This window comes from Pseudomonas sp. B20(2017) (assembly GCF_002113125.1).
Lineage (GTDB): Bacteria > Pseudomonadota > Gammaproteobacteria > Pseudomonadales > Pseudomonadaceae > Aquipseudomonas.
Genome location: NZ_NEJP01000023.1, coordinates 19,853 through 41,178, shown reverse-complemented (window position 1 = coordinate 41,178; position 21,326 = coordinate 19,853). Strand labels below are relative to the sequence as shown.

Annotated in this window: 18 protein-coding genes and 1 other RNA gene; 13 read left to right on the top strand and 6 right to left on the bottom strand. The window is 61.7% G+C overall.

All coding sequences use genetic code 11. From position 1 onward, the window contains the following. Positions 1-50: 50 nt before the first annotated feature. The 7 genes from CAF63_RS26165 to CAF63_RS26135 all read left to right on the top strand — a co-directional run bounded on the left by CAF63_RS26165 (position 51) and on the right by CAF63_RS26135 (position 9,919). On the top strand, positions 51-710 hold the full coding sequence (locus tag CAF63_RS26165; protein ID WP_007952019.1) for a GntR family transcriptional regulator: 660 nt from the start codon (positions 51-53) through the stop codon (positions 708-710). Positions 711-712: 2 nt separating this feature from the next. Next, positions 713-4,201, top strand: a complete 3,489-nt coding sequence (gene smc / locus CAF63_RS26160; protein WP_085690177.1) for a chromosome segregation protein SMC — start codon at positions 713-715, stop codon at positions 4,199-4,201. A gap of 258 nt (positions 4,202-4,459) precedes the next feature. Continuing rightward, a complete protein-coding gene (zipA, locus tag CAF63_RS26155; protein WP_085690175.1) occupies positions 4,460-5,326 on the top strand; it encodes a cell division protein ZipA in 867 nt (288 codons plus the stop codon). An 87-nt stretch (positions 5,327-5,413) separates the two neighbouring features. Beyond that, positions 5,414-7,771, top strand: coding sequence for an NAD-dependent DNA ligase LigA (gene ligA, locus CAF63_RS26150; protein ID WP_085690173.1), 2,358 nt, complete (start codon positions 5,414-5,416; stop codon positions 7,769-7,771). A 146-nt stretch (positions 7,772-7,917) separates the two neighbouring features. After that, on the top strand, positions 7,918-9,084 hold the full coding sequence (locus CAF63_RS26145; protein ID WP_085690171.1) for a putative zinc-binding metallopeptidase: 1,167 nt from the start codon (positions 7,918-7,920) through the stop codon (positions 9,082-9,084). Between the two features lie 111 nt (positions 9,085-9,195). Further along, positions 9,196-9,292: signal recognition particle sRNA small type (gene ffs / locus CAF63_RS26140), an RNA gene on the top strand. A gap of 129 nt (positions 9,293-9,421) precedes the next feature. Next, on the top strand, positions 9,422-9,919 hold the full coding sequence (locus CAF63_RS26135; RefSeq protein ID WP_085690169.1) for a hypothetical protein: 498 nt from the start codon (positions 9,422-9,424) through the stop codon (positions 9,917-9,919). A gap of 95 nt (positions 9,920-10,014) precedes the next feature. Here CAF63_RS26135 and CAF63_RS26130 read toward each other — a convergent pair whose 3' ends face one another. Further along, positions 10,015-10,776: an ABC transporter substrate-binding protein gene (locus CAF63_RS26130; RefSeq protein WP_085690168.1), complete on the bottom strand. Its 762-nt coding sequence runs from the start codon at positions 10,774-10,776 to the stop codon at positions 10,015-10,017. 145 nt (positions 10,777-10,921) lie between these two features. On the opposite strand from CAF63_RS26130, the gene dnaX reads away from it, so the two are divergent. From dnaX to CAF63_RS26105, 5 genes are all read left to right on the top strand, one after another. Further along, positions 10,922-13,006: a DNA polymerase III subunit gamma/tau gene (dnaX, locus tag CAF63_RS26125; protein WP_085690164.1), complete on the top strand. Its 2,085-nt coding sequence runs from the start codon at positions 10,922-10,924 to the stop codon at positions 13,004-13,006. Between the two features lie 67 nt (positions 13,007-13,073). Continuing rightward, positions 13,074-13,412, top strand: coding sequence for a YbaB/EbfC family nucleoid-associated protein (locus CAF63_RS26120; protein ID WP_007951650.1), 339 nt, complete (start codon positions 13,074-13,076; stop codon positions 13,410-13,412). Positions 13,413-13,674: 262 nt separating this feature from the next. Beyond that, positions 13,675-14,709: an NADP-dependent oxidoreductase gene (locus CAF63_RS26115; protein ID WP_085690161.1), complete on the top strand. Its 1,035-nt coding sequence runs from the start codon at positions 13,675-13,677 to the stop codon at positions 14,707-14,709. Between the two features lie 66 nt (positions 14,710-14,775). Then, positions 14,776-15,378, top strand: coding sequence for a recombination mediator RecR (recR, locus tag CAF63_RS26110; protein WP_047599078.1), 603 nt, complete (start codon positions 14,776-14,778; stop codon positions 15,376-15,378). Between the two features lie 207 nt (positions 15,379-15,585). Beyond that, positions 15,586-16,734, top strand: a complete 1,149-nt coding sequence (locus CAF63_RS26105; RefSeq protein WP_085690159.1) for an acyl-CoA dehydrogenase family protein — start codon at positions 15,586-15,588, stop codon at positions 16,732-16,734. Positions 16,735-16,844: 110 nt separating this feature from the next. Here the strand turns inward: CAF63_RS26105 and CAF63_RS26100 are convergent, their stop codons facing one another. Next, the gene (locus CAF63_RS26100; RefSeq protein WP_003223345.1) at positions 16,845-17,393 is read right to left on the bottom strand and encodes an adenine phosphoribosyltransferase; all 549 of its coding nucleotides are present in this window, start codon (positions 17,391-17,393) and stop codon (positions 16,845-16,847) included. Positions 17,394-17,471: 78 nt separating this feature from the next. Then, positions 17,472-18,206: a fumarate/nitrate reduction transcriptional regulator Fnr gene (gene fnr, locus CAF63_RS26095; RefSeq protein WP_007951654.1), complete on the bottom strand. Its 735-nt coding sequence runs from the start codon at positions 18,204-18,206 to the stop codon at positions 17,472-17,474. Positions 18,207-18,361: 155 nt separating this feature from the next. On the opposite strand from fnr, the gene CAF63_RS26090 reads away from it, so the two are divergent. Continuing rightward, positions 18,362-18,844: a hypothetical protein gene (locus tag CAF63_RS26090; RefSeq protein WP_085690157.1), complete on the top strand. Its 483-nt coding sequence runs from the start codon at positions 18,362-18,364 to the stop codon at positions 18,842-18,844. Here CAF63_RS26090 and hemN read toward each other — a convergent pair. From hemN to ccoS, 3 genes are all read right to left on the bottom strand, one after another. After that, the gene (hemN, locus tag CAF63_RS26085) at positions 18,841-20,223 is read right to left on the bottom strand and encodes an oxygen-independent coproporphyrinogen III oxidase (RefSeq protein WP_085690155.1); all 1,383 of its coding nucleotides are present in this window, start codon (positions 20,221-20,223) and stop codon (positions 18,841-18,843) included. The two genes, CAF63_RS26090 and hemN, sit on opposite strands and share 4 nt — an antisense overlap. 195 nt (positions 20,224-20,418) lie before the next feature. Further along, positions 20,419-21,102: a sulfite exporter TauE/SafE family protein gene (locus CAF63_RS26080; protein WP_085690153.1), complete on the bottom strand. Its 684-nt coding sequence runs from the start codon at positions 21,100-21,102 to the stop codon at positions 20,419-20,421. Next, positions 21,095-21,307 (bottom strand): cbb3-type cytochrome oxidase assembly protein CcoS, encoded by a 213-nt coding sequence (ccoS, locus tag CAF63_RS26075; RefSeq protein ID WP_016984738.1) that lies wholly within the window; start codon positions 21,305-21,307, stop codon positions 21,095-21,097. Before ccoS ends, CAF63_RS26080 begins: the two co-directional genes overlap by 8 nt. Positions 21,308-21,326 lie beyond the last annotated feature (19 nt).

Here is a 21,326-nt window from a genome sequence, read left to right as displayed (position 1 = left end):
TTGCGCTACACTGCGCCGCTTGTGCAGATCGAAGAGTTTGAAGGACAACCATGACGTTCAAGGCGCCGGACAGCCTCGCCGAGCAAATCGCTCACCACCTCGCCGAACGGATCATTCGCGGCGAAATGAAGCCGGGAGAGCGTATCCAGGAACAGAAGGTCACGCTGGCGCTGAACGTCAGCCGCGGCTCGGTCCGCGAAGCCTTGCTGATCCTCGAGCGCCGTCACCTGATCGCGATCCTGCCGCGCCGCGGCGCCCACGTCACTGAGCTGACGGCGCACAAGGTGCAGAGCCTGTGCACGCTGATGAGCGAGCTGTACATCTTGCTCGGCAACGCGGTGGCCAATGGCTGGCAAGTCCAGTCCGACATGGCGCCGTTCGTGCAGATCCAGCAGCGCCTGACCGCCAGCTACGAGCGTCAGGACATCCGCACCTTCGTCGACGACAGTTTCAACGTGATGCGCGCCGCGTACCCGTTCGCCAACAACCCGTACCTGCAGGAAACCGTCGAGAACCTGCAACCGGCCATGAGCCGTGCATATTTCCTCGCGCTGGAGCAGCGCAAGGCCGAGATGAGCGAGTTCCTCGAACTGTTCGAACGCCTGCTGGCCGCCGTCCTCGCCCGTGACCTGCCGCAGATCCGCATCGTGCTGACGGCTTACGCCCAGCGCAGCTGCGATCTGGTGGTGTCCGCCCTGACGGTTGCCTGACCTTGCGGCTCAAGTGCATCAAGCTGGCGGGGTTCAAATCCTTCGTCGACCCGACCACGGTGAACTTCCCCAGCAACATGGCGGCTGTCGTCGGGCCGAACGGTTGCGGCAAGTCGAACATCATCGACGCCGTGCGCTGGGTGATGGGCGAAAGTTCAGCCAAGAACCTGCGCGGCGAGTCGATGACCGACGTCATCTTCAACGGCTCGACCAGCCGCAAACCGGTGAGCCAGGCGAGCATCGAACTGGTGTTCGACAACTCCGACGGCACGCTTTTGGGCGAGTGGGCGGCGTACGCGGAAATTTCGATCCGCCGCAAAGTGACCCGCGACAGCCAGACGACTTATTACCTCAACGGCGCCAAATGCCGTCGTCGCGACATCACCGACATCTTCCTCGGCACCGGCCTTGGCCCGCGCAGCTACTCGATCATCGAGCAGGGGATGATCTCCAAGCTGATCGAGTCCAAGCCCGAAGACCTGCGTAACTTCATCGAAGAAGCGGCAGGCATCTCGAAGTACAAGGAGCGCCGGCGCGAGACCGAAAACCGCATTCGTCGCACCCACGAAAACCTTGCCCGTCTGACCGACCTGCGCGAAGAGCTCGAACGCCAGCTCGAACGCCTGCACCGTCAGGCCGAGGCCGCCAAGAAGTATCAGGAATACAAGGCCGAAGAACGCCAGCTCAAGGCGCAATTGTCGGCCCTGCGCTGGCAGGATCTGAACGATCAGGTCGGCCAGCGTGAGTCGATCATCGGCAACCAGGAAATCAGCTTCGAAGCGCTGGTCGCCGAGCAACGCAACGCCGACGCAGCGATTGAACGCCTGCGCGACGGTCACCATGACCTCTCCGAGCGCTTCAATCTGGTGCAGGGACGCTTCTATTCGGTCGGCGGCGACATCGCCCGGGTCGAGCAGAGCATCCAGCATGGCCAGCAGCGTTTGCGCCAATTGCAGGACGATCTGAAAGAGGCAGAGCGCGCGCGCCTGGAAACCGAATCGCACCTGGGCCATGACCGCACCTTGCTGCTGACCCTCGGCGAAGAGCTCGATCAACTGACTCCCGAGCAGGAAATCACCAACGCCGCCGCCGAAGAGGCCGCCGCGGCGCTGGAAGATTCCGAAGCCGTCATGCACGGCTGGCAGGAGCAGTGGGACGCCTTCAACCTGACCGCCGCCGAACCCCGTCGTCAGGCCGAAGTGCAGCAGTCGCGCATCCAACAGCTGGAAACCAGCCTGGAGCGTCTGGCCGATCGACAAAAGCGTCTGGGTGAAGAGCGGGCGCTGCTGTCGGCCGACCCCGAAGACGCGGCGATCATGGAGCTCAGCGAACAGCTCGCCGAGTCCGAAGCCACCCTTGAAGATTTGCAGACCAGCGAAGCAGCCCAGGTCGAAAAGCTCGAGCAACTGCGCCAGGAATTGCAGCAGGCGCTGACCGCGCAGCAGCAGGCGCAGGGCGATTTGCAGCGTCTCAACGGTCGCCTGGCATCGCTGGAAGCTTTGCAGCAGGCCGCGCTCGATCCGGGCACGGGCACCGCTGAATGGCTGAAGGAACACAACCTTGCCGAGCGTCCGCGTCTGGCCGAAGGCCTGAAGGTCGAGGCCGGTTGGGAGCTGGCGGTGGAGACCGTGCTCGGCGCCGACCTGCAAGCGGTGCTGGTGGATGATTTCGACGGTTTCGATCTGTCCGGTTTTGCCCAGGGCGATCTGCGATTGCTAAGCCCCGGCAATGACGGCGTGCGCGTGGCCGGCAGCCTGCTGGACAAGGTCGAGGCGCAGATTGATTTGTCGCCGTGGCTCGCTCAGGTCAAACCGGTCGACAGCCTTGAACAGGCGCTGGCCCTGCGCGGCCAACTGGCTGCCGGTCAGAGCCTGATCAGTCGCGACGGCTACTGGGTCGGTCGGCACTTCCTGCGGGTACGCCGCGCCAGCGAGGCCGAAAGCGGCATGCTTGCGCGCGGTCAGGAAATCGAATCGTTGCATGCTGAACGCGAAGAGCGCGAAGCCACGGTCGAGGCCATGGAAACCCGTTTGCAGACCCTGCGCGCGCAACAGCGTCAGCAGGAAAACGGTCGCGAACATCTACGTCGCTTGCTGCAAGACGAAGCCCGTCAGCAAGGCGAACTGAAAGCTCAGCTGTCTGCCGGTAAAGCCAAGGCCGAACAGTTGAACTTGCGTCGCACCCGTCTCGACGAAGAACTGGTCGAGCTCGCTGAGCAGCGCGAGCTGGAACACGAAAACATCGGTGAAGCGCGAATCCAGTTGCAGGACGCCCTCGACGCCATGGCCCTCGACACCGAGCAGCGCGAATTACTGCTGGCCCAGCGCGACAGCCTGCGCGAACGACTGGATCGGGTGCGTCAGGAAGCCCGCCAACACAAGGATCACGCCCATCAATTGGCCGTGCGTCTGGGTTCGCTGCGGGCACAGCATGATTCGACGCGTCAGGCCCTTGAGCGTCTGGAAATGCAGGCCGAGCGCCTCACCGAAAAGCGTGAACAACTCAGCCTGAATCTGGAGGAGGGCGAGGCGCCGCTGGAAGAGCTGCGCCTCAAACTCGAAGAGTTGCTCGACAAGCGCATGAGCGTCGACGACGAACTCAAGACCGCCCAGATCGCGCTGGAAGACGCCGACCGCGAACTGCGCGACGCGGAAAAACGCCGGACCCAGGCCGAGCAGCAATCGCAATTGATCCGTGGCCAGCTCGAACAGCAACGCATGGAATGGCAGGCCCTGACCGTGCGCCGCAAGGCCCTGCAGGATCAACTGCTGGAAGACGGCTACGACCTGCACGGCGTGCTCAATACTCTGACCGCCGAGGCCAGCGAGAAGGCTGCCGAAGAAGAACTTGAACGCATCGCCGCGCGCATTCAGCGCCTGGGCGCGATCAACCTCGCGGCGATCGACGAATACCAGCAGCAATCCGAGCGTAAACGTTATCTGGATGCCCAGGACGCCGATCTGGTCGAGGCCCTCGAGACTCTGGAAAACGTCATCCGCAAGATCGACAAGGAAACCCGTAATCGTTTCAAAGATACCTTTGATCAGATCAATGGCGGTTTACAGGCGCTTTTCCCGAAAGTTTTCGGTGGTGGACGCGCGTATTTGGAACTGACGGGCGAAGATCTACTCGATACAGGGGTGACGATCATGGCGCAACCGCCCGGGAAGAAGAACAGCACCATCCATTTGCTCTCCGGCGGCGAGAAAGCCCTGACCGCACTGGCACTGGTTTTTGCGATCTTCAAGTTGAATCCGGCGCCGTTCTGCATGCTCGATGAGGTTGACGCGCCACTGGATGACGCTAACGTTGGACGCTACGCACGGTTGGTCAAAGAGATGTCGCAGACCGTGCAGTTCATCTATATCACCCACAACAAGATCGCCATGGAAATGGCTGACCAGTTGATGGGTGTGACGATGCACGAGCCGGGTTGTTCGCGACTGGTAGCCGTGGATGTCGAGGAGGCGATGGCGATGGTGGATGCCTGAGCCGGCGCTGTCGGAAAAGGTATTTGTAGTCTGTAGGACATATTTACCGGCTTCGACTTGCTGGCCAATCGACATAATCGCGCAAGCCAATGAGACAGACGGTGTAAAGTTGTCTTTGGTCGTGCTAGTTTAATGTCAATTTTTCGTATACGTGGGCAAAACGCCTGTCAGAACATAGAGTTGGCGCCACGTTTTAAAGCGGTTTGCACAGTGTAAACCCCTTATTTTTCAGCATTTTTTATAGAGGCACGGGATTACATGGAAATCGGTCTGCGCGAGTGGCTGATCGTCATCGGCATCATTGTGATAGCCGGTATTCTTTTCGATGGCTGGCGCCGTATGCGCGGCGGCAAGGGAAAACTGAAGTTCCGTCTTGACCGAAGTCTGTCCAACCTGCCGGACGAGGACACCAGCGCCGAGCTGTTGGGCCCGGCCCGCGTGCTGGATACCCATAAAGAGCCGCAACTGGACGAACACGATCTGCCATCGGTGAGCATGCCGGCCCGCGAACCACGCGAGCCTCGCGAGTCCGGTTCCAAGCGCGGCAAGCGTGGCAGCAACGGTCCGGCCCAGGGCGACCTGAACCTCGATCTGGACCTGGACGGCGGTCCGAGCTTCAGCAGCCGCGACGATGATTTCGTCGAGCCTGCCGCCAAGTCCTCGCCGGCCGTTGCCGACAAGGATCAGCCGCAAGCCGAAGAAGTGCTGGTGATCAGCGTGATCTGCCGCGATCCGGCAGGCTTCAAGGGCCCGGCACTGCTGCAGAACATTCTGGAAAGTGGTCTGCGTTTCGGCGAGATGGATATTTTCCACCGTCACGAAAGCATGGCCGGCAACGGTGAAGTGCTGTTCTCCATGGCCAACGCGGTCAAGCCGGGTATCTTCGATCTGGACGACATCGACCATTTCAGCACCCCGGCGGTAAGCTTCTTCCTCGGCCTGCCAGGCCCGCGTCATCCGAAGCAGGCCTTCGACGTGATGGTCGCGGCAGCCCGCAAGCTGTCCCAGGAACTGAACGGCGAGTTGAAAGATGACCAGCGCAGCGTCCTGACCGCACAGACCATCGAGCACTACCGTCAGCGCATCGTCGAATTCGAACGTCGCGCCCTGACCCAGAAGCGTTGATTGAAAAGGTTGCCTCGCAATAAAGGGGCAATCGGCAAAATAGATTGAGCAGCCTCGGCTGCTCTTTTGCTTTATGAGAGAACACCCATGACTGCCGCCAAAGACCGCATTCTAGAGCTGCGCGCTGAGCTCGATCAGCACAACTACCGTTACCACGTCCTCGATGAGCCGAGCATTCCGGATGCCGAGTACGACCGGTTGTTCCACGAGCTCAAGGCGCTGGAAGCGGCCAATCCGGAACTGATCACCAGCGACTCGCCAACCCAGCGCGTCGGCAGCGTGGCGCTGACCGCGTTCACCCAGGTGCGTCACGAAGTGCCAATGCTCAGCCTCGGCAACGCCTTCGAAGAAACCGACATGCGCGAGTTCGACCGCCGGGTGACCGAAGGTCTGGATCTGCCGGCCGGTGACCTGTTCGGCGGTGGCGCGGCGGTGGAATACAGCTGCGAACCGAAACTCGACGGCCTGGCGGTCAGCCTGCTGTATCAGGACGGTGTGCTGGTGCGCGGCGCCACGCGTGGCGACGGCACCACCGGTGAAGACATCAGCGTCAACGTGCGCACGGTGCGCAACATTCCGCTGAAGCTGCACGGCGAAGGCTGGCCGGCGACCCTGGAAGTGCGCGGCGAAGTGTTCATGTCCAAAGCCGGTTTCGAGCGCCTCAACGCCTCGCAACTGGAAGTCGGCGGCAAGACGTTCGCCAACCCGCGCAATGCGGCGGCCGGCAGCCTGCGTCAGCTGGACTCGAAGATCACCGCCAACCGTCCGCTGGAATTCTGCTGCTACGGCATCGGCCAGGTCTCTCACGATATTTCCGACACTCACATCGGCAACCTCAAGCAGCTGCAAGCCTGGGGTCTGCCGATCAGCCATGAGCTGAAACTGGCCAAAGGCATCGGTGAATGCCTGGATTACTACCGCGATATTGGTGAGCGCCGCAACTCGCTGGCCTATGAAATCGACGGTGTGGTGTTCAAGGTCAACAGCATTGCCGACCAGCGTGAGCTGGGCTTCCGCGCCCGCGAACCGCGCTGGGCCATTGCGCACAAATTCCCAGCCATGGAAGAGCTCACCGAACTGCTCGACGTGGAATTCCAGGTCGGCCGTACTGGTGCCGTCACGCCTGTGGCGCGCTTGAAACCGGTCAAGGTCGCCGGCGTCACCGTAGCCAACGCCACGCTGCACAACATGGACGAAGTTGCCCGGCTGGGTCTGATGATCGGCGACACTGTGATCATTCGTCGCGCCGGTGACGTAATCCCGCAAGTGGTGCAAGTAGTCATGGAGCGTCGCCCGGAAGATGCGCGCCCTGTGCAGATTCCCGAGAGCTGCCCGGTCTGCGGCTCCCACGTCGAACGCACGCAACTGGTCAAACGCAGCAAAGGCAAGGAAACCATCAGCGAAGGCGCGGTGTATCGCTGCGTCGGTCGTCTGGCCTGCGGTGCGCAGCTCAAGCAGGCGATCATTCACTTCGTTTCCCGTCGGGCGATGGATATCGAAGGCCTCGGTGACAAGAGCGTCGAGCAACTGGTCGACGAAGGTCTGGTCAGTTCGCCGGCCGATCTTTATGCACTGAAGTTCGACGACATCGTCGACCTCGAAGGCTTTGCCGAGGTGTCGAGCAACAAGTTGCTGGCTGCCATCGAAGACAGCAAAAAGCCGGGGCTGGCGCGCTTCATCTATGCTCTGGGCATTCCGGATGTCGGCGAGGAGACGGCCAAGGTGCTGGCGCGTTCGCTGGGGTCGCTGGAGCGCGTCCGGCAAGCCTTGCCGCAAGTGCTGACGTATCTGCCGGATATCGGCCTGGAAGTGGCGCACGAGATCCACAGCTTTTTTGAAGATGCGCACAACCAGCAGGTGATCACCGAGCTGCTGGGCCACGGTTTGCAGATTCAGGATCAGGGCGAGCTGGGTGCCGAGTTTGCTGCGAGCACCACGCTGGGCGGCTTCCTCGACAAGCTGCACATTCCTTCGGTCGGGCCGGGCGGGGCGCAGAAGCTGGCTGACAAGTTCGAATCGCTGGAAGGGGTGATGAACGCTGACTGGCTGGACATGCGTCAGGCTTTGCCGGAGAAGCAGGCCAATTCGGTACGCGAGTTTTTTGCCTTGCCCGAGCATCGTCAACTGGCTGAAGACGCCGAGAAGCAACTGCGCGATTTCGGCATGCACTGGCAGAGCGAAAAGAAAGTCGTCGAAGGCCTGCCGCTTTCCGGCGAAACCTGGGTGCTGACCGGCAAGGTCGAGCTGATGAGCCGCGACGTCGCCAAGGAACACCTGGAAAGCCTCGGGGCCAAGGTCGCCGGTTCCGTGTCAGCCAAGACTCACTGCGTGGTCGCTGGGCCGGGCGCCGGGTCGAAACTGACCAAGGCCAACGAGCTGGGCGTGAAAGTGATGGACGAAGAGGCGTTCATTGCGTTCCTCAAGGGACACGGTATCAACGCCTAACCGATCGACAGATGATCGTTCCCACGCTCCGCGTGGGAATGCCGCCCCGGACGCAGAGCATCACGGTATGCATTCCCACGCAGAGCCTGGGAACGATCTTTGGGCGGGAATGATCTAGTCTTGGCAAGCCCAAGGGAGAGATCGCCATGTACCGCTTTTTCGAGCAGCTCAGTTCCCGCATCGTCGCGCCGTTCATGGGCGAATCCTCGCGCAACAGCAAGGTCTGGCCGTGCCGTTGCGGCCAGTCGCTGTTCTTTCGCAACAGTCAGTGCCTGGCCTGCAACGCGGCGTTGGGTTATCAGCCGGAACACAGTCGCCTGACCTCGCTGCAACCGGGGCCACAAGAGGGCACCTGGACGCTGGATGTCGATCCCGAGGCCGGGCTGTTCCGGCGCTGCGCCAATCTCGACACCCCGGCGGCCTGCAACTGGCTGCTGCCCGCCAACGATCACGACACCCTGTGCGCGGCCTGCGATCTGAATCGCACCATCCCCGATCTGTCCGTCCCGGAAAACCCCGAGCGCTGGCGCAAAGTGGAAATCGCCAAGCGGCGACTGGTGGCGCAACTGATCAGCCTCGGCCTGCCGGTCGTCCCGAAAACTGTCGACGAAGCCACCGGCCTGGCCTTCGATTTCATCGGCGTCGATCTGCAAGGCAATGCGCCCATGACCGGCCACGCCAACGGCCTGATCACCCTCGACATCGCAGAAGCTGATGACGCCCACCGCGAACAGGTCCGGGCGCAGATGCACGAACCTTATCGCACATTGCTCGGGCACTTTCGTCACGAGGTCGGGCATTACTACTGGGATCGCCTGATCGACAACGGCCCGTGGCTCGGTTCATTCCGCAACCTGTTCGGCGACGAACGCGCCAGTTATGCCGAGGCACTGGAGCGGCATTATCAACAGGGCGCACCGGCGGACTGGGCGCAGCATTACGTCAGCGCCTACGCCACCATGCATCCATGGGAAGACTGGGCGGAAACCTGGGCGCATTACCTGCACATGATGGACGCGGTGGATACCGCGCTGGGTTTCGGCATGAGCGCCCGGGAGATGGACCTGGATTACCAGCCGTTCCCGTCGAGCACGCTGTACGACCCCGAGCATCCCGGCGGCGCGGCGTTCCTGTCGTTCGTCAACGCGTGGATCGAACTGGCCGGCATGCTCAACGAACTGTCGCGCAGCATGGGCCAGCCGGATTTCTATCCCTTTGTGCTGCCGCCGGCGGCGATCGCCAAGCTGCACTTCATTCATCTGGTGATCCAGCAGGAGGGTGGTCGGGCAGACGAGGTGCTTCAGGCGCAATAGCAAGTGCTTGAAGCCCTTCATGTTTTTTATCTGCAACCAGCGGTTGTAACTTCGTCTCAGATAGGTACAATGGCGCGGCTCGCCGACAGGCAAGCGTCGTTATGGTGACCCTATCGGTCCCCCCGCAACGATTACCCGTGAACCTGGTCAGAGCCGGAAGGCAGCAGCCACAGCGGGAACATTGTGTGCCGGGGTGTGGCTGGTAGGGTTGCCACCTTAACGCTGCAATACAATCCAAATTCAAATTTCTACACAGCCCCGATCCAGTTCGGCGTTGTGTTTTTTGCTGTCTGGAGGATTGCCAGCGTCTTTATTTCTGTTTGCCAGGAGGCCTCACATGTCATTTCCCAAGCTCATTCTCTGCCTGATGGCATCCGCCATGCTTGCATCCTGCGCCACGCCGCTGACGCCCCAGGAGCTGAAGGCGCAGGAAGCTGAAACAGCTGCTGCCCGCGACTACTTTTCGCGCAAGGTCGAGCTTACTGATGACGGTGGTGATTCAGCCGGTTACACCACGCTGGAGCTGAAAAACACGGACCAAGGCTACATCCTCGCGTACTACGGCAAGGACAAGGCGACCCCGCTCTATACCGAACAGGTGACCGAGTGCGTCGGCAAGTCCGGTCCGTTTCCTTCGCTCGATTGCAAGCTGTACAACGGCGTTCACCGCTGGGCGGGGTTTTCGTACACCGTGGCGTCTGAAGACACGGTCGTGAAAGACCCTCGACTGATTCCGATGCAAAGCCGGATCAACGTCAAAAAAGGCGACATCATCGTGATGACGCGCCACTCTCCTCAGCACTGGCGGTTTGCAGGTCGTTTCGCCCAGGAGTAACGCGCAGTCCATCGCCGCATTGAGGTTGATGGCGACCATGAGGTCGGCGTGTGCGCTGAAACGCCAAGGGGGCTCATTCTTATGAAGCCCCTTTTTCATGGCTTCAATTCGGGGGAAGGCTCTGAGTTGCCGGTATACAACCGGATAATGTCATCAATCTCCCCCGACATTTTCATCCGCAGCAACGTCCTCAATATCCGCTGCACCGGCACATTAGGATCATTGCGCACGTAGCAGCCGACCTTCTGTTCCTGTAACACTGCCACCCCTTGTAGTTGCTCTGCCGGCGACAGCCGCTGATTGAACCAGTCCAGTGTCCATTGATTGCTCACGGCGTAGCGGTAGCGGCCGGCCAGCAGTTTGTCTAGTACCTGCTCCTGATTGCGCGCGTCTTCGCGCCATACTCGATCGGCGTCAAATATCGGTTGCAGTGTGGGGTAGCTGTAGCCAAGCACGGTGCCGATCGACTGGCGGGGCAGGAGGGCCGGGTCGGCGTTGGGCGGTTGGTCCTGACGGCTGATCAGCAGGTCGCGCTGGAAGAACAGCGGGATGCTCCAGATGTAATCCCCGGACAGGTTCGGCAGCCAGGATTGTGCGGCATAGCAGCGCACGTCGACTTCGCCGTGTTCCATGGCGTTCTGCACCCGGGCGCGGGGCAGGACGTGAAATTGTGCCGGCACGCCGACCTGGGTCGCCAGGCTGAGCATCATGTCGTAGAGGATGCCCTGGGTCGGGCGGCCGCGTTCGATCTGCACCATCGGCATCGCCCAGCTGTCGGCAACGACGAAGCGCAGCGGCGGTTGCGCCGCCATCGCGCTCAGGCTCAATCCCAGTAATGCCCCCACGGCCCACCGCATAAACGCTCCGGTAATTCCCGATCCCGAACCGACAAAAGCCCTCGCTCATGCAGCTTAGCCAGAATAGACGAGCACACCGGATGCAATTTTGCCCTTGCTCCGCTAGCATTAGCCGCTTCTGCTTCCTTTGCCGCGACGGTTTTCGATGAGTTATCAGGTTCTTGCACGTAAATGGCGTCCGCGCTCGTTCCGCGAAATGGTCGGCCAGACCCATGTGCTCAAGGCTCTGATCAATGCCTTGGACAGCCAGCGCCTGCACCACGCCTACCTCTTCACGGGTACTCGGGGCGTCGGCAAAACCACGATTGCGCGGATCATCGCCAAATGCCTGAACTGTGAAACAGGTATCACTTCAAGCCCGTGTGGCGAGTGTTCGGTGTGCCGCGAGATCGATGAAGGCCGTTTCGTCGACCTGATCGAGATCGACGCCGCGAGCCGGACCAAGGTCGAGGACACCCGCGAGCTGCTCGACAACGTGCAGTACGCCCCGAGCCGCGGGCGCTTCAAGGTCTACTTGATCGACGAAGTGCACATGCTCTCCAGCCATTCCTTCAATGCGCTGCTGAAAACCCTCGAAGAGCCGCCGCCCTACGTCAAGTTCATCCTGGCGACCACCGACCCGCAGAAACTTCCGGCAACGATTTTGTCGCGATGCCTGCAGTTCTCTCTGAAGAACATGACCCCTGAGCGTGTGGTCGAGCATCTGACCCACGTTCTGGGCGCCGAAAACGTCCCGTTCGAAGACGACGCCCTGTGGCTGCTCGGCCGCGCGGCCGACGGTTCGATGCGTGACGCCATGAGCCTGACCGATCAGGCCATCGCCTTCGGTGAAGGCAAGGTGTTGGCCGCCGATGTGCGGGCGATGCTCGGTACGCTGGATCACGGGCAGGTTTACGACGTGCTGCACGCGCTGATCGAAGGCGACGCCAAGGCGTTGCTCGAAGCCGTGCGTCATCTGGCCGAACAGGGGCCGGACTGGAACGGCGTGCTCTCGGAAATTCTTAACGTGCTGCACCGCGTCGCCATCGCCCAGGCCTTGCCGGAAGGTGTCGACAACGGCCACGGCGACCGTGACCGGGTGCTGGCCCTGGCCCAGGCATTGCCGGCCGAAGACGTGCAGTTCTATTACCAGATGGGCCTGATCGGTCGCCGCGACTTGCCGCTGGCGCCGGACCCGCGAGGCGGTTTCGAAATGGTCCTGCTGCGGATGCTGGCCTTCCGGCCGGCAGACACGGCGGACGCCCCGAGGCAACCGCTAAAGCCAGTGGGGATCAGCCAGGCCACAGTTGATTCCGCAAACTCAGTGGCTGCCGCGCCGAAACCTGCGCCGGTAGTTGCTGCGGCTGTTGCGCCGGCGTCAGCGCCGGTGGTTGCACCTGCGCCGGCTCCCGAGCCTGCACCGGTTGCCCCGGTGATTGCGCCTGAACCCGTTCCTGAGCATGAGCCCGAGCCGGTCGCCGTCGAAGAAGTCGTCGACCTGCCATGGAATGATCCGGTAGAACCGGCGCCTGTGCAGCAGCCAGCGGTCGAGCCGGTGCTGGAAACCACCGCCGAACAGCCGGACCTGCCGCCAATGCCGCTGCCGACGCCGGACAGCGTCGTGCCGGACGCCCCGGAGTGGGCCGCCGCGCCGATCCCCGAGCCGTCGGTCGCCGACGTCGATGCCGCTACACCGGGCATGGACATGGACGACGAGCCACCGCTCGACGAGGACTATATCGAGCCGGACATGGATTCGGCCTACAGTTACCTCGACGATCTGGCCAGCGAACACGCCGCAGAACCGGCACCCGAACCCGAGCCGGAACCCGCCGCCGTGCCGGCCACAGGTCTGGCCCTGCAATGGCTGGAGCTGTTCCCGCAACTGCCGATCTCCGGCATGACCGGCAGCATCGCCGCCAACTGCACGCTGATCGCGGTCGATGGCGACAACTGGCTGATGCACCTGGACCCGGCCCACAGCGCCTTGTTCAACGCCACCCAGCAGCGTCGCCTGAACGATGCGCTGAACCAGTTCCACGGACGCACGCTGACCCTGACCATCGAGCTGATCAAGCCCGAGCAGGAAACCCCGGCCCAGGCTGCGTCCCGTCGCCGTGCCAACCGTCAGCGCGAGGCGGAGGAATCGATCCACGGCGATCCGTTCATCCAGCAGATGGTGCAGCAGTTCGGTGCGGTCGTGCGACACGATACTATTGAACCTGTCGACGCCCTGGTCAGTCAGGGCTAATAACTGAGGGCGTCCGGCCTGTATGGCCGGGCGCTGTTTTGATCCAAGTACTTTTGAGGTGATTCCCATGATGAAAGGTGGCATGGCCGGCCTGATGAAGCAGGCGCAGCAGATGCAAGAAAAAATGGCCAAGATGCAGGAAGAACTGGCCAACGCCGAAGTCACCGGCAAGGCTGGCGGCGATCTGGTCACCGTGGTAATGACCGGCCGTCATGACGTGAAAAAGGTCAGCATCGACCCGAGCGTACTGCCGGGCCTGGACGAAGATGACCGCGAAGTGGTCGAGGATCTGGTGGCTGCAGCCGTCAACGCCGCCGTGCGTCAGATCGAAGCCAACAGCCAGGCCAAGATGGGCAGCATGACCGCTGGCATGAACCTGCCGGCCGGTATGAAACTGCCGTTCTGATTCGCCTTTGCGGGTTGGATGAGCTACAAAAAATGCCAGGCATCGCGCCTGGCATTTTTGTTTCCGGCCGGTAGAGATGTGTTGGCTGTAATGACGCCTTCGCGAGCAAGCCCGCTCCCACATGGGATTGCATTTCAAATGTGGGAGCGGGCTTGCTCGCGAAAGCGTCAACACGATTTGCCGTAATAAACATCGAACACCCCACCGCCCCAAGGGTCTGCTTCCTATACCCTCGAATTCATCATTCAAAGGAGACGCTGACATGTCCGACCCTCTGACCCTCAACCAACGCTTTGTGCTGGCCTCGCGGCCGGTAGGCGCGCCGACACCCGAGAACTTCCGTCTGGAGCGAGAGGCGCTGCCGGACCTTGAAGACGGCCAGGTGTTGCTCAAGACCCTGTACCTGTCGCTCGACCCCTACATGCGCGGACGCATGAGTGATGCACCGTCCTACGCGGCGCCGGTACAAATCGGCGAGGTGATGACCGGCGGCGCTGTCAGCCGGGTCGAACAGTCGCGTCATCCGAAATTCCACCCCGGCGATCTGGTCGTCGGTGCCACCGGCTGGCAAAGCCACAGCATCAGCGACGGCCGCAACATCATCCCGATCCCGTCCGGCCTGCCGAGCCCGTCGATGGCCCTCGGCGTGCTGGGCATGCCCGGCATGACCGCGTATATGGGCCTGATGGACATCGGCCAGCCAAAAGAAGGGGAGACCCTTGTAGTCGCCGCCGCTTCCGGCGCGGTGGGCTCGGTGGTCGGCCAGGTCGCCAAGATTAAAGGTTTGCGCGCCGTCGGCGTGGCCGGTGGTGCGGACAAATGCAAATACGTGGTCGAGGAACTGGGCTTTGACGCCTGCATCGATCACAAGGCGCCAGACTTCGCCGAACAACTGGCCAAGGCCTGCCCCAATGGCATCGACATCTATTATGAAAACGTCGGCGGCCATGTCTTCGATGCGGTCGTCCCGCTGCTCAATCCCAAGGCGCGGATCCCGCTGTGCGGCCTGATCGCCGGCTACAACGCTTCGGAAGCGCCGAAAGGCCCGGATCGTTTACCCGCCTTGCAACGCACCTTGCTGACCAAGCGTGTGCGGATTCAGGGCTTCATCGTGTTCGACGACTACGGTGACCGTCAGCCGGAGTTCATCAGCGCCATGGTGCCGTGGGTGCGCGATGGCAAGGTGAAATTCCGCGAAGACGTGGTGGATGGCCTGGAGCAGGCGCCGCAAGCGTTTATCGGGCTGCTGGAGGGGCGCAACTTCGGCAAACTGGTGGTGAAGGTCGCCCAGGACTGAGGATTTGACGCTGGCCGGAGGCGCGGGTATAAACCGCGTCTCGTTGTTTTGTCGGACTTTTTCCCCATGAGCTTCAGCCCTTTGATTCGCCAACTGATCGACGCCCTGCGAACCTTGCCGGGCGTGGGTCAGAAAACTGCCCAGCGCATGGCGTTGCAGTTGCTCGAACGTGACCGCAGCGGCGGTACGCGCCTGGCCCAGGCCTTGAGCCAGGCCATGGAAGGGGTCGGACACTGCCGCCAGTGCCGCACGTTGACCGAAGACGATCTGTGCCCACAATGCGCCGACACCCGCCGCGACGACACGCTGCTGTGCGTGGTGGAAGGGCCGATGGATGTCTACGCGGTCGAGCAGACCGGGTTCCGCGGGCGCTACTTCGTGCTCAAGGGGCACCTGTCGCCGCTGGACGGCCTGGGCCCGGAGGCCATCGGCATTCCGCAATTGATGGCGCGGATCGAAGAGGCGGGCACCTTCACCGAAGTCATTCTCGCCACCAACCCGACCGTGGAAGGTGAAGCGACTGCGCACTACATTGCGCAATTGCTCAACAACAAGGGTCTGATCGCCTCGCGCATTGCTCACGGCGTACCGCTGGGTGGTGAGCTGGAACTGGTGGACGGCGGCACGCTGGCTCACTCGTTTGCCGGGCGTAAACCTATATCGCTCTGATTCCGGTGTCTGACCTGACGCCTTCGCGAGCAAGCTCGCTCCCACAGTGAATGGTGTTGCTCATCAAATATGTGAGCGCCGCCAGAATCTTGTTGGAGCGAGCTTGCTCGCGAAGGGTGCGCCTCGGTCTTGCTGAATCTCACAATCCTGTTGAAAACCAAGCAAGCGCTCGGTTAAGTTCGGCGAACCCTTCCATGGAGTTCGCCGATGCCCGCCTTCCAGGAATACTTCGACCCCAGCCACCAAATGGTCCGCGACAGCGTCAGACGTTTCGTCGAACGCGAGATCCTGCCGGACATCGATGCGTGGGAAGAAGCCGAAAGCTTTCCCCGTGAGCTGTACCTCAAGGCCGGTGCGGCCGGCATCCTCGGCATCGGTTATCCCGAAGCGCTGGGTGGCAGCCACGAAGGTGACCTGTTCGCCAAGATCGCCGCCAGTGAAGAACTGATGCGTTGCGGCTCCGGCGGGTTGGTGGCCGGGCTCGGTTCGCTCGACATCGGTCTGCCGCCGATCGTCAAATGGGCCCGGCCCGAAGTCCGTGATCGTGTCGTCCCCCAAGTGCTCAGCGGCGAGAAAATCAGCGCGCTGGCTGTCACCGAGCCGGGCGGTGGTTCCGACGTCGCCAACCTGCAGACCCGCGCCGTACGCGATGGCGATCATTACCGGGTCAGCGGCAGCAAAACCTTTATCACCAGTGGCGTGCGCGCCGACTACTATACCGTCGCGGTGCGCACCGGCGCGCCCGGTTTTGGCGGCATCAGCCTGTTGTTGATCGAGAAAGGCACGCCGGGTTTCACCGTCGGCCGGCAGCTGAAGAAAATGGGCTGGTGGGCGTCGGACACGGCTGAATTGTTCTTCGACGATTGCCGTGTGCCTGTGGGAAATTTGATCGGCGCTGAAAACATGGGATTCGCCTGCATCATGGGCAACTTCCAGAGCGAGCGTCTGGCGTTGGCGCTGATGGCCAACATGACCGCGCAACTGGCGCTGGAAGAAAGCCTGAAGTGGGCGAAGGAGCGGCAAGCGTTCGGCAAGCCCATCGGCAAGTTCCAGGTGATCAAGCATCGCCTCGCGGAAATGGCCACGACGCTGGAAGTCTCGCGGGAGTTCACCTACCGGCAGGCGGCGAAGATGGCGGCGGGGCAGAGCGTGATCAAAGAGATTTCGATGGCCAAGAACTTCGCCACGGACACTTCGGACCGCATTACCAATGAGGCGGTGCAGATTCTTGGCGGGCTGGGTTATATGCGCGAAAGCCTGGTGGAGCGGCTTTATCGGGATAACCGCATCTTGTCGATTGGCGGCGGTACGCGGGAAGTGATGAACGAGATCATCAGCAAGCAGATGGGGCTTTAGATTTTGTGGTGACGCTGCCGGCCCATTCGCGAGCAAGCTCGCTCCCACAGAGGAACGCATTCCAACTGTGGGAGCGAGCTTGCTCGCGAAAGCGGTGGAGCAGGCGCTATTTACTTGTCAGTCAACGCAAACTGCGTCAGGCAGAACGTTGGAATCCCCATGTCCTCAAGACGCTGCGAACCACCCAGCTCCGGCAGATCAATGATCGCCGCCGCTTCATGCACACGGGCGCCCATGCGGCGGATCAGGTTGGCCGCTGCGATCAGCGTGCCGCCGGTGGCGATCAGGTCATCGAACATCACCACCGAATCGCCTTCGCACAGGCTGTCGGCGTGCACTTCGAGGAACGCTTCGCCGTACTCGGTCGCGTAGCCTTCAGCCAGCACGTCCGCCGGCAGTTTGCCTTGCTTGCGGAACAGCACCAGCGGCTTGTTCAACTGATAGGCCAGTACCGAACCGATCAGGAAACCACGCGCATCCATCGCGCCGATGTGGGTGAAGTCGGCTTCCACATAGCGGTGGGCGAAGCTGTCCATCACCAGGCGCAGGGCCTTGGGCGACTGGAACAGCGGGGTGATGTCGCGAAAGATCACGCCCGGTTTCGGGAAGTCGATCACAGGGCGGATCAGGGATTTGATGTCGAAGGAGTCGAAGACCATCGTCGAGGTGTCCTGGCAGGGCTGCAAACGGCGCAGTATACCCGCGGCTGAAACGATACGCTCGGCCGCGGGTCGAGATCAGACTTCGAGCGAGCCGCCAGCCAGGGCGCAGAGCTGGATCGGGTCGAGGATATGGATTTCCTTGCCTTCGGCTGCGATCAGTTCGTTCTGCTGGAAGCGGGTGAAGACCCGGGACACGGTTTCCACCGCCAGCCCCAGATAATTGCCGATTTCATTGCGCGACATGCTCAGGCGGAACTGGTTGGCCGAGAACCCGCGAGCGCGGAAACGCGCCGACAGGTTGACCAGGAACGTGGCGATGCGCTCGTCGGCAGTCTTCTTCGACAGCAGCAGCATCATTTGCTGGTCGTCGCGGATTTCGCGGCTCATCACGCGCATCAACTGACGGCGCAGTTGCGGCAACTGCAGGGCCAGTTCGTCGAGGCGTTCGAACGGAATCTCGCAGACCGAAGTGGTTTCCAGCGCCTGGGCGGAAACCGGGTGTTTCTCGGTGTCCATGCCGGACAGGCCGACCAGTTCGCTCGGCAGGTGGAAACCGGTCAGTTGTTCTTCGCCGGTGTCGCTCAGGCTGAAGGTCTTGAGGGCGCCGGAGCGTACTGCATAAACGGAATCGAAGGTGTCGCCCTGGCGGAACAGGAACTCACCCTTTTTCAGCGGGCGGCCACGTTTAACGATTTCGTCCAGCGCATCCATGTCTTCCAGATTCAGTGAAAGTGGCAGGCAGAGAGGGGCCAGGCTGCAATCCTTGCAATTAGCCTGGTTGTGAGCGCGCAGTTTAACTGGCTCGGACATTTCTTAAATCCTTGTGGGAAAACACACATAAGGCGTAAGGGTAACCCAGCGGAGGACATTCAGGCCAGTCTGTGGCGAGATTGCCCCCACGGCATAAAGCCGCAGGGATGACGGCCGATAAGCAGGTATCTGACGGCATGCAAGGAACCGCTTCGATGACTGCTATAGGTACGCTGACCCCCGGTAACAGTGGCGTTGCGTCGTTGCTGGAAAGTGCTGAAACCTCCGTTGACGATGAGTCCGGCACAGGCGCGGCGTCTTTGGGAAGCCCGACCTTGGTCGAGGGCGTCAAAGTGTCGCTGTCCGGTGCCGCCATCGTGAAATCCGCCGGTTCCGGCGGGAAAAACCGCGATATCGAAGAAAGCGGCCTGCCGGAGAACGTCCAGCAATTGCTCAAGATGATTCGCAAATTTCGCCAGCAGATCGCCGAGAAGAACGCCCAGATCAACGCGCTGATGGCCAACAAGACCCTCTCCAACGAAGAGCGCTTCGCCAAGATTGCTGCCCTTAAAGGCGCCATCTCCGCCCTCAACAACGGTCTGATCACCGCCAACCTGTCTCTGGCCAAAGTCATCGACCAATCGAGCCTGACCGCTGACCAGAACCTGAAAACCAACTCGCTGCTGATGAAGAGCTAAATCACCCGCGAGAAACGCTGGCGGTTTTGCTGTTCCAGATACGCGTCGAACACCATGCACACCGAACGCACCAGCAGGCGTCCGGCCGGTAGCACGGTGATCCGCTCGCGATCCAGTTCGATCAGCCCGTCCTGCGCCATGCCCTGCAATTGTGGCCAGAGCGCGCCGAAGTAACCCTGAAAATCGATGTTGAAGCTGCGCTCGATCTCGGCGAAGTCCAGGCTGAAATTGCAGATCAGTTGCTGAATCACCGCGCGCCGCAAGCGATCGTCGGCGTTGCACACCAGGCCACGGCTGGTAGCCAGTTGCGCGCCGGCGAGGGTGTTCTGGTAGTGATTGAGGTCGCTGCTGTTCTGGCAGTACAGATCACCGATCTGGCTGATGGCCGACACACCCAGCCCGATCAGGTCGCAATGACCGTGGGTGGTGTAACCCTGGAAATTGCGTTGCAGGGTCGATTCTTCCTGGGCAATCGCCAGTTCATCGTCGGGCAGGGCGAAGTGGTCCATGCCGATGTAGCGGTAGCCGGCGGCGGTCAGTTGTTCGATGGTGCGTTGCAGCATTTCCAATTTCTGCGCCGGGCTTGGCAGTTCGTTGCCGTTGATCCGTCGCTGCGGCATGAAGCGTTCCGGCAGGTGCGCGTAGTTGAACACCGAGAGCCGGTCCGGTTGCAGGCTGATGACTTCCTCGACGGTGCGGGCAAAGTTGTCCGGAGTCTGCTTGGGCAGGCCGTAGATCAGGTCGATGTTGATCGAGCGAAACTGCAGGGTGCGCGCCGCGTCGATCACGGCGCGGGTTTCTTCCAGGCTTTGCAGGCGATTGACCGCCCGTTGCACCGCCGGATCGAGATCCTGCAGGCCGATGCTGACCCGGTTGAAACCCAATTCCCGCAGCAGGCCCATGGTCGACCAGTCTGCTTCGCGCGGGTCAATCTCGATGCCGTAGTCGCCGGAGTCGTCATCCAGCAGATTGAAATGCTTGCGCAGGTGCGCCATCAACTGGCGCAACTCATCGTGGCTGAGAAAGGTCGGCGTGCCGCCGCCGAAGTGCAGTTGCTCGACTTTCTGCGTCGGGTCGAGGTGGCAGGCGATCAACTGGATTTCCTGTTCGAGCCGTTGCAGATACGGCAGCGCGCGGCCGCGATCCTTGGTGATGACCTTGTTGCAGGCGCAGTAGTAGCAAATGTTCGCGCAGAACGGCACGTGTACGTACAGCGACAACGGGCGCAGGGCCTTGCGGCTGTCGCGCAGGGCGTGAAACAGGTCGAAGGTGCCGACCTGACTGTGAAATTGCACGGCCGTCGGGTACGAGGTGTAGCGCGGCCCCGCCAGGTCGTAGCGGCGGATCAAATCGGTGTCCCAACGAATGGCGTCGAGCATGCGGGCATTCCCCCGGATAGGCTGGCAGTGTGCCGAGTCTAGGGGAGGGCGCGAAAAGGCATCTTGATTTGCATCAACGGGGATATGTGTGTTGTCAGTGCGGGCCTCTTCGCGAGCAAGCTCGCTCCCACAGTAGATTTGTGGCCTACACAAAACCTGTGGGAGCGAGCTTGCTCGCGATGGCCGCACCGCCGATCAGTGGCCCATCAGCCAGTGCTGGTGCGGCCCCGGCAGGGTCCAGATGCCGAACAGGATCACCAGCAGACCGCCGGCCATGCGTACGCTGCGTTTGCGCAACAGCGCGGTGACCCGCTCGGCGGCGAGGCCGGTCGCCAGCAGCACCGGCCAGGTGCCGAGCCCGAAGGCGAGCATCAGCAACGCGCTGTCCAGCGCATTGCCCTGACTGGCCGACCACAACAGCGTGCTGTAAACCAGCCCGCACGGCAGCCAGCCCCACAGTGCGCCGAGCAGCAGGGCCCGGGGCAGGCTCGACACCGGCAGCAAGCGGGTGGCGACCGGTTGAATGTAACGCCACAGTCCGCGACCGAGGCTTTCGATGCGGGTCAGGCCGCTCCACCAGCCCGCCAGATACAGGCCCATGGCGATCAGCAACAACCCGGCGAGAACGCGCATGAACAAGGCAGCAGGACTGTTCGCCACCGCCCATCCCGCCAGCCCGATCAGCAGACCGGCCGTGGCATAACTGAGAATCCGCCCGAGGTTATAGGCCAGCAGCAATCGAAAGCGTCGGCTGCGTTGTTCCTTGGGAATCGCCAGGGTCAGCGCGCCCATCAGGCCGCCGCACATGCCCAGGCAATGCCCGCCGCCGAGCAGGCCGAGAATCAACGCAGACACCAGCAGCGGCGCCAGTTCAAGCATGGGGTGGCGCCTTGTCGTCCGGTTTGTTCGGGTTGGCTTCGTCCACTGCGGCGGTGTGGTTCGGGTCCTGGTCGTCGAACAGGATGCTGTGGGCCGGGCCGTCGAGGTCGTCGTACTGGCCGCTGTCCACCGCCCAGAAGAAAATGTAGACGGCGATGGCCACGATCAGCAGCGCGGCCGGAATCATCACGTAGAGAGCTGGCATCTGTACTCCATGCCCGCGC

What these genes read in the sequence shown, in the direction of transcription:
- CAF63_RS26165 (WP_007952019.1), top strand. Translation starts at nt 51, where the DNA reads ATGACGTTCAAGGCGCCGGACAGCCTCGCCGAGCAAATCGCTCACCAC.
- zipA (WP_085690175.1), top strand. Translation starts at nt 4,460, where the DNA reads ATGGAAATCGGTCTGCGCGAGTGGCTGATCGTCATCGGCATCATTGTG.
- ligA (WP_085690173.1), top strand. Translation starts at nt 5,414, where the DNA reads ATGACTGCCGCCAAAGACCGCATTCTAGAGCTGCGCGCTGAGCTCGAT.
- CAF63_RS26145 (WP_085690171.1), top strand. Translation starts at nt 7,918, where the DNA reads ATGTACCGCTTTTTCGAGCAGCTCAGTTCCCGCATCGTCGCGCCGTTC.
- CAF63_RS26135 (WP_085690169.1), top strand. Translation starts at nt 9,422, where the DNA reads ATGTCATTTCCCAAGCTCATTCTCTGCCTGATGGCATCCGCCATGCTT.
- CAF63_RS26130 (WP_085690168.1), bottom strand. Translation starts at nt 10,776, where the DNA reads ATGCGGTGGGCCGTGGGGGCATTACTGGGATTGAGCCTGAGCGCGATG.
- dnaX (WP_085690164.1), top strand. Translation starts at nt 10,922, where the DNA reads ATGAGTTATCAGGTTCTTGCACGTAAATGGCGTCCGCGCTCGTTCCGC.
- CAF63_RS26120 (WP_007951650.1), top strand. Translation starts at nt 13,074, where the DNA reads ATGATGAAAGGTGGCATGGCCGGCCTGATGAAGCAGGCGCAGCAGATG.
- CAF63_RS26115 (WP_085690161.1), top strand. Translation starts at nt 13,675, where the DNA reads ATGTCCGACCCTCTGACCCTCAACCAACGCTTTGTGCTGGCCTCGCGG.
- recR (WP_047599078.1), top strand. Translation starts at nt 14,776, where the DNA reads ATGAGCTTCAGCCCTTTGATTCGCCAACTGATCGACGCCCTGCGAACC.
- CAF63_RS26105 (WP_085690159.1), top strand. Translation starts at nt 15,586, where the DNA reads ATGCCCGCCTTCCAGGAATACTTCGACCCCAGCCACCAAATGGTCCGC.
- CAF63_RS26100 (WP_003223345.1), bottom strand. Translation starts at nt 17,393, where the DNA reads ATGGTCTTCGACTCCTTCGACATCAAATCCCTGATCCGCCCTGTGATC.
- fnr (WP_007951654.1), bottom strand. Translation starts at nt 18,206, where the DNA reads ATGTCCGAGCCAGTTAAACTGCGCGCTCACAACCAGGCTAATTGCAAG.
- CAF63_RS26090 (WP_085690157.1), top strand. Translation starts at nt 18,362, where the DNA reads ATGACTGCTATAGGTACGCTGACCCCCGGTAACAGTGGCGTTGCGTCG.
- hemN (WP_085690155.1), bottom strand. Translation starts at nt 20,223, where the DNA reads ATGCTCGACGCCATTCGTTGGGACACCGATTTGATCCGCCGCTACGAC.
- CAF63_RS26080 (WP_085690153.1), bottom strand. Translation starts at nt 21,102, where the DNA reads ATGCTTGAACTGGCGCCGCTGCTGGTGTCTGCGTTGATTCTCGGCCTG.
- ccoS (WP_016984738.1), bottom strand. Translation starts at nt 21,307, where the DNA reads ATGCCAGCTCTCTACGTGATGATTCCGGCCGCGCTGCTGATCGTGGCC.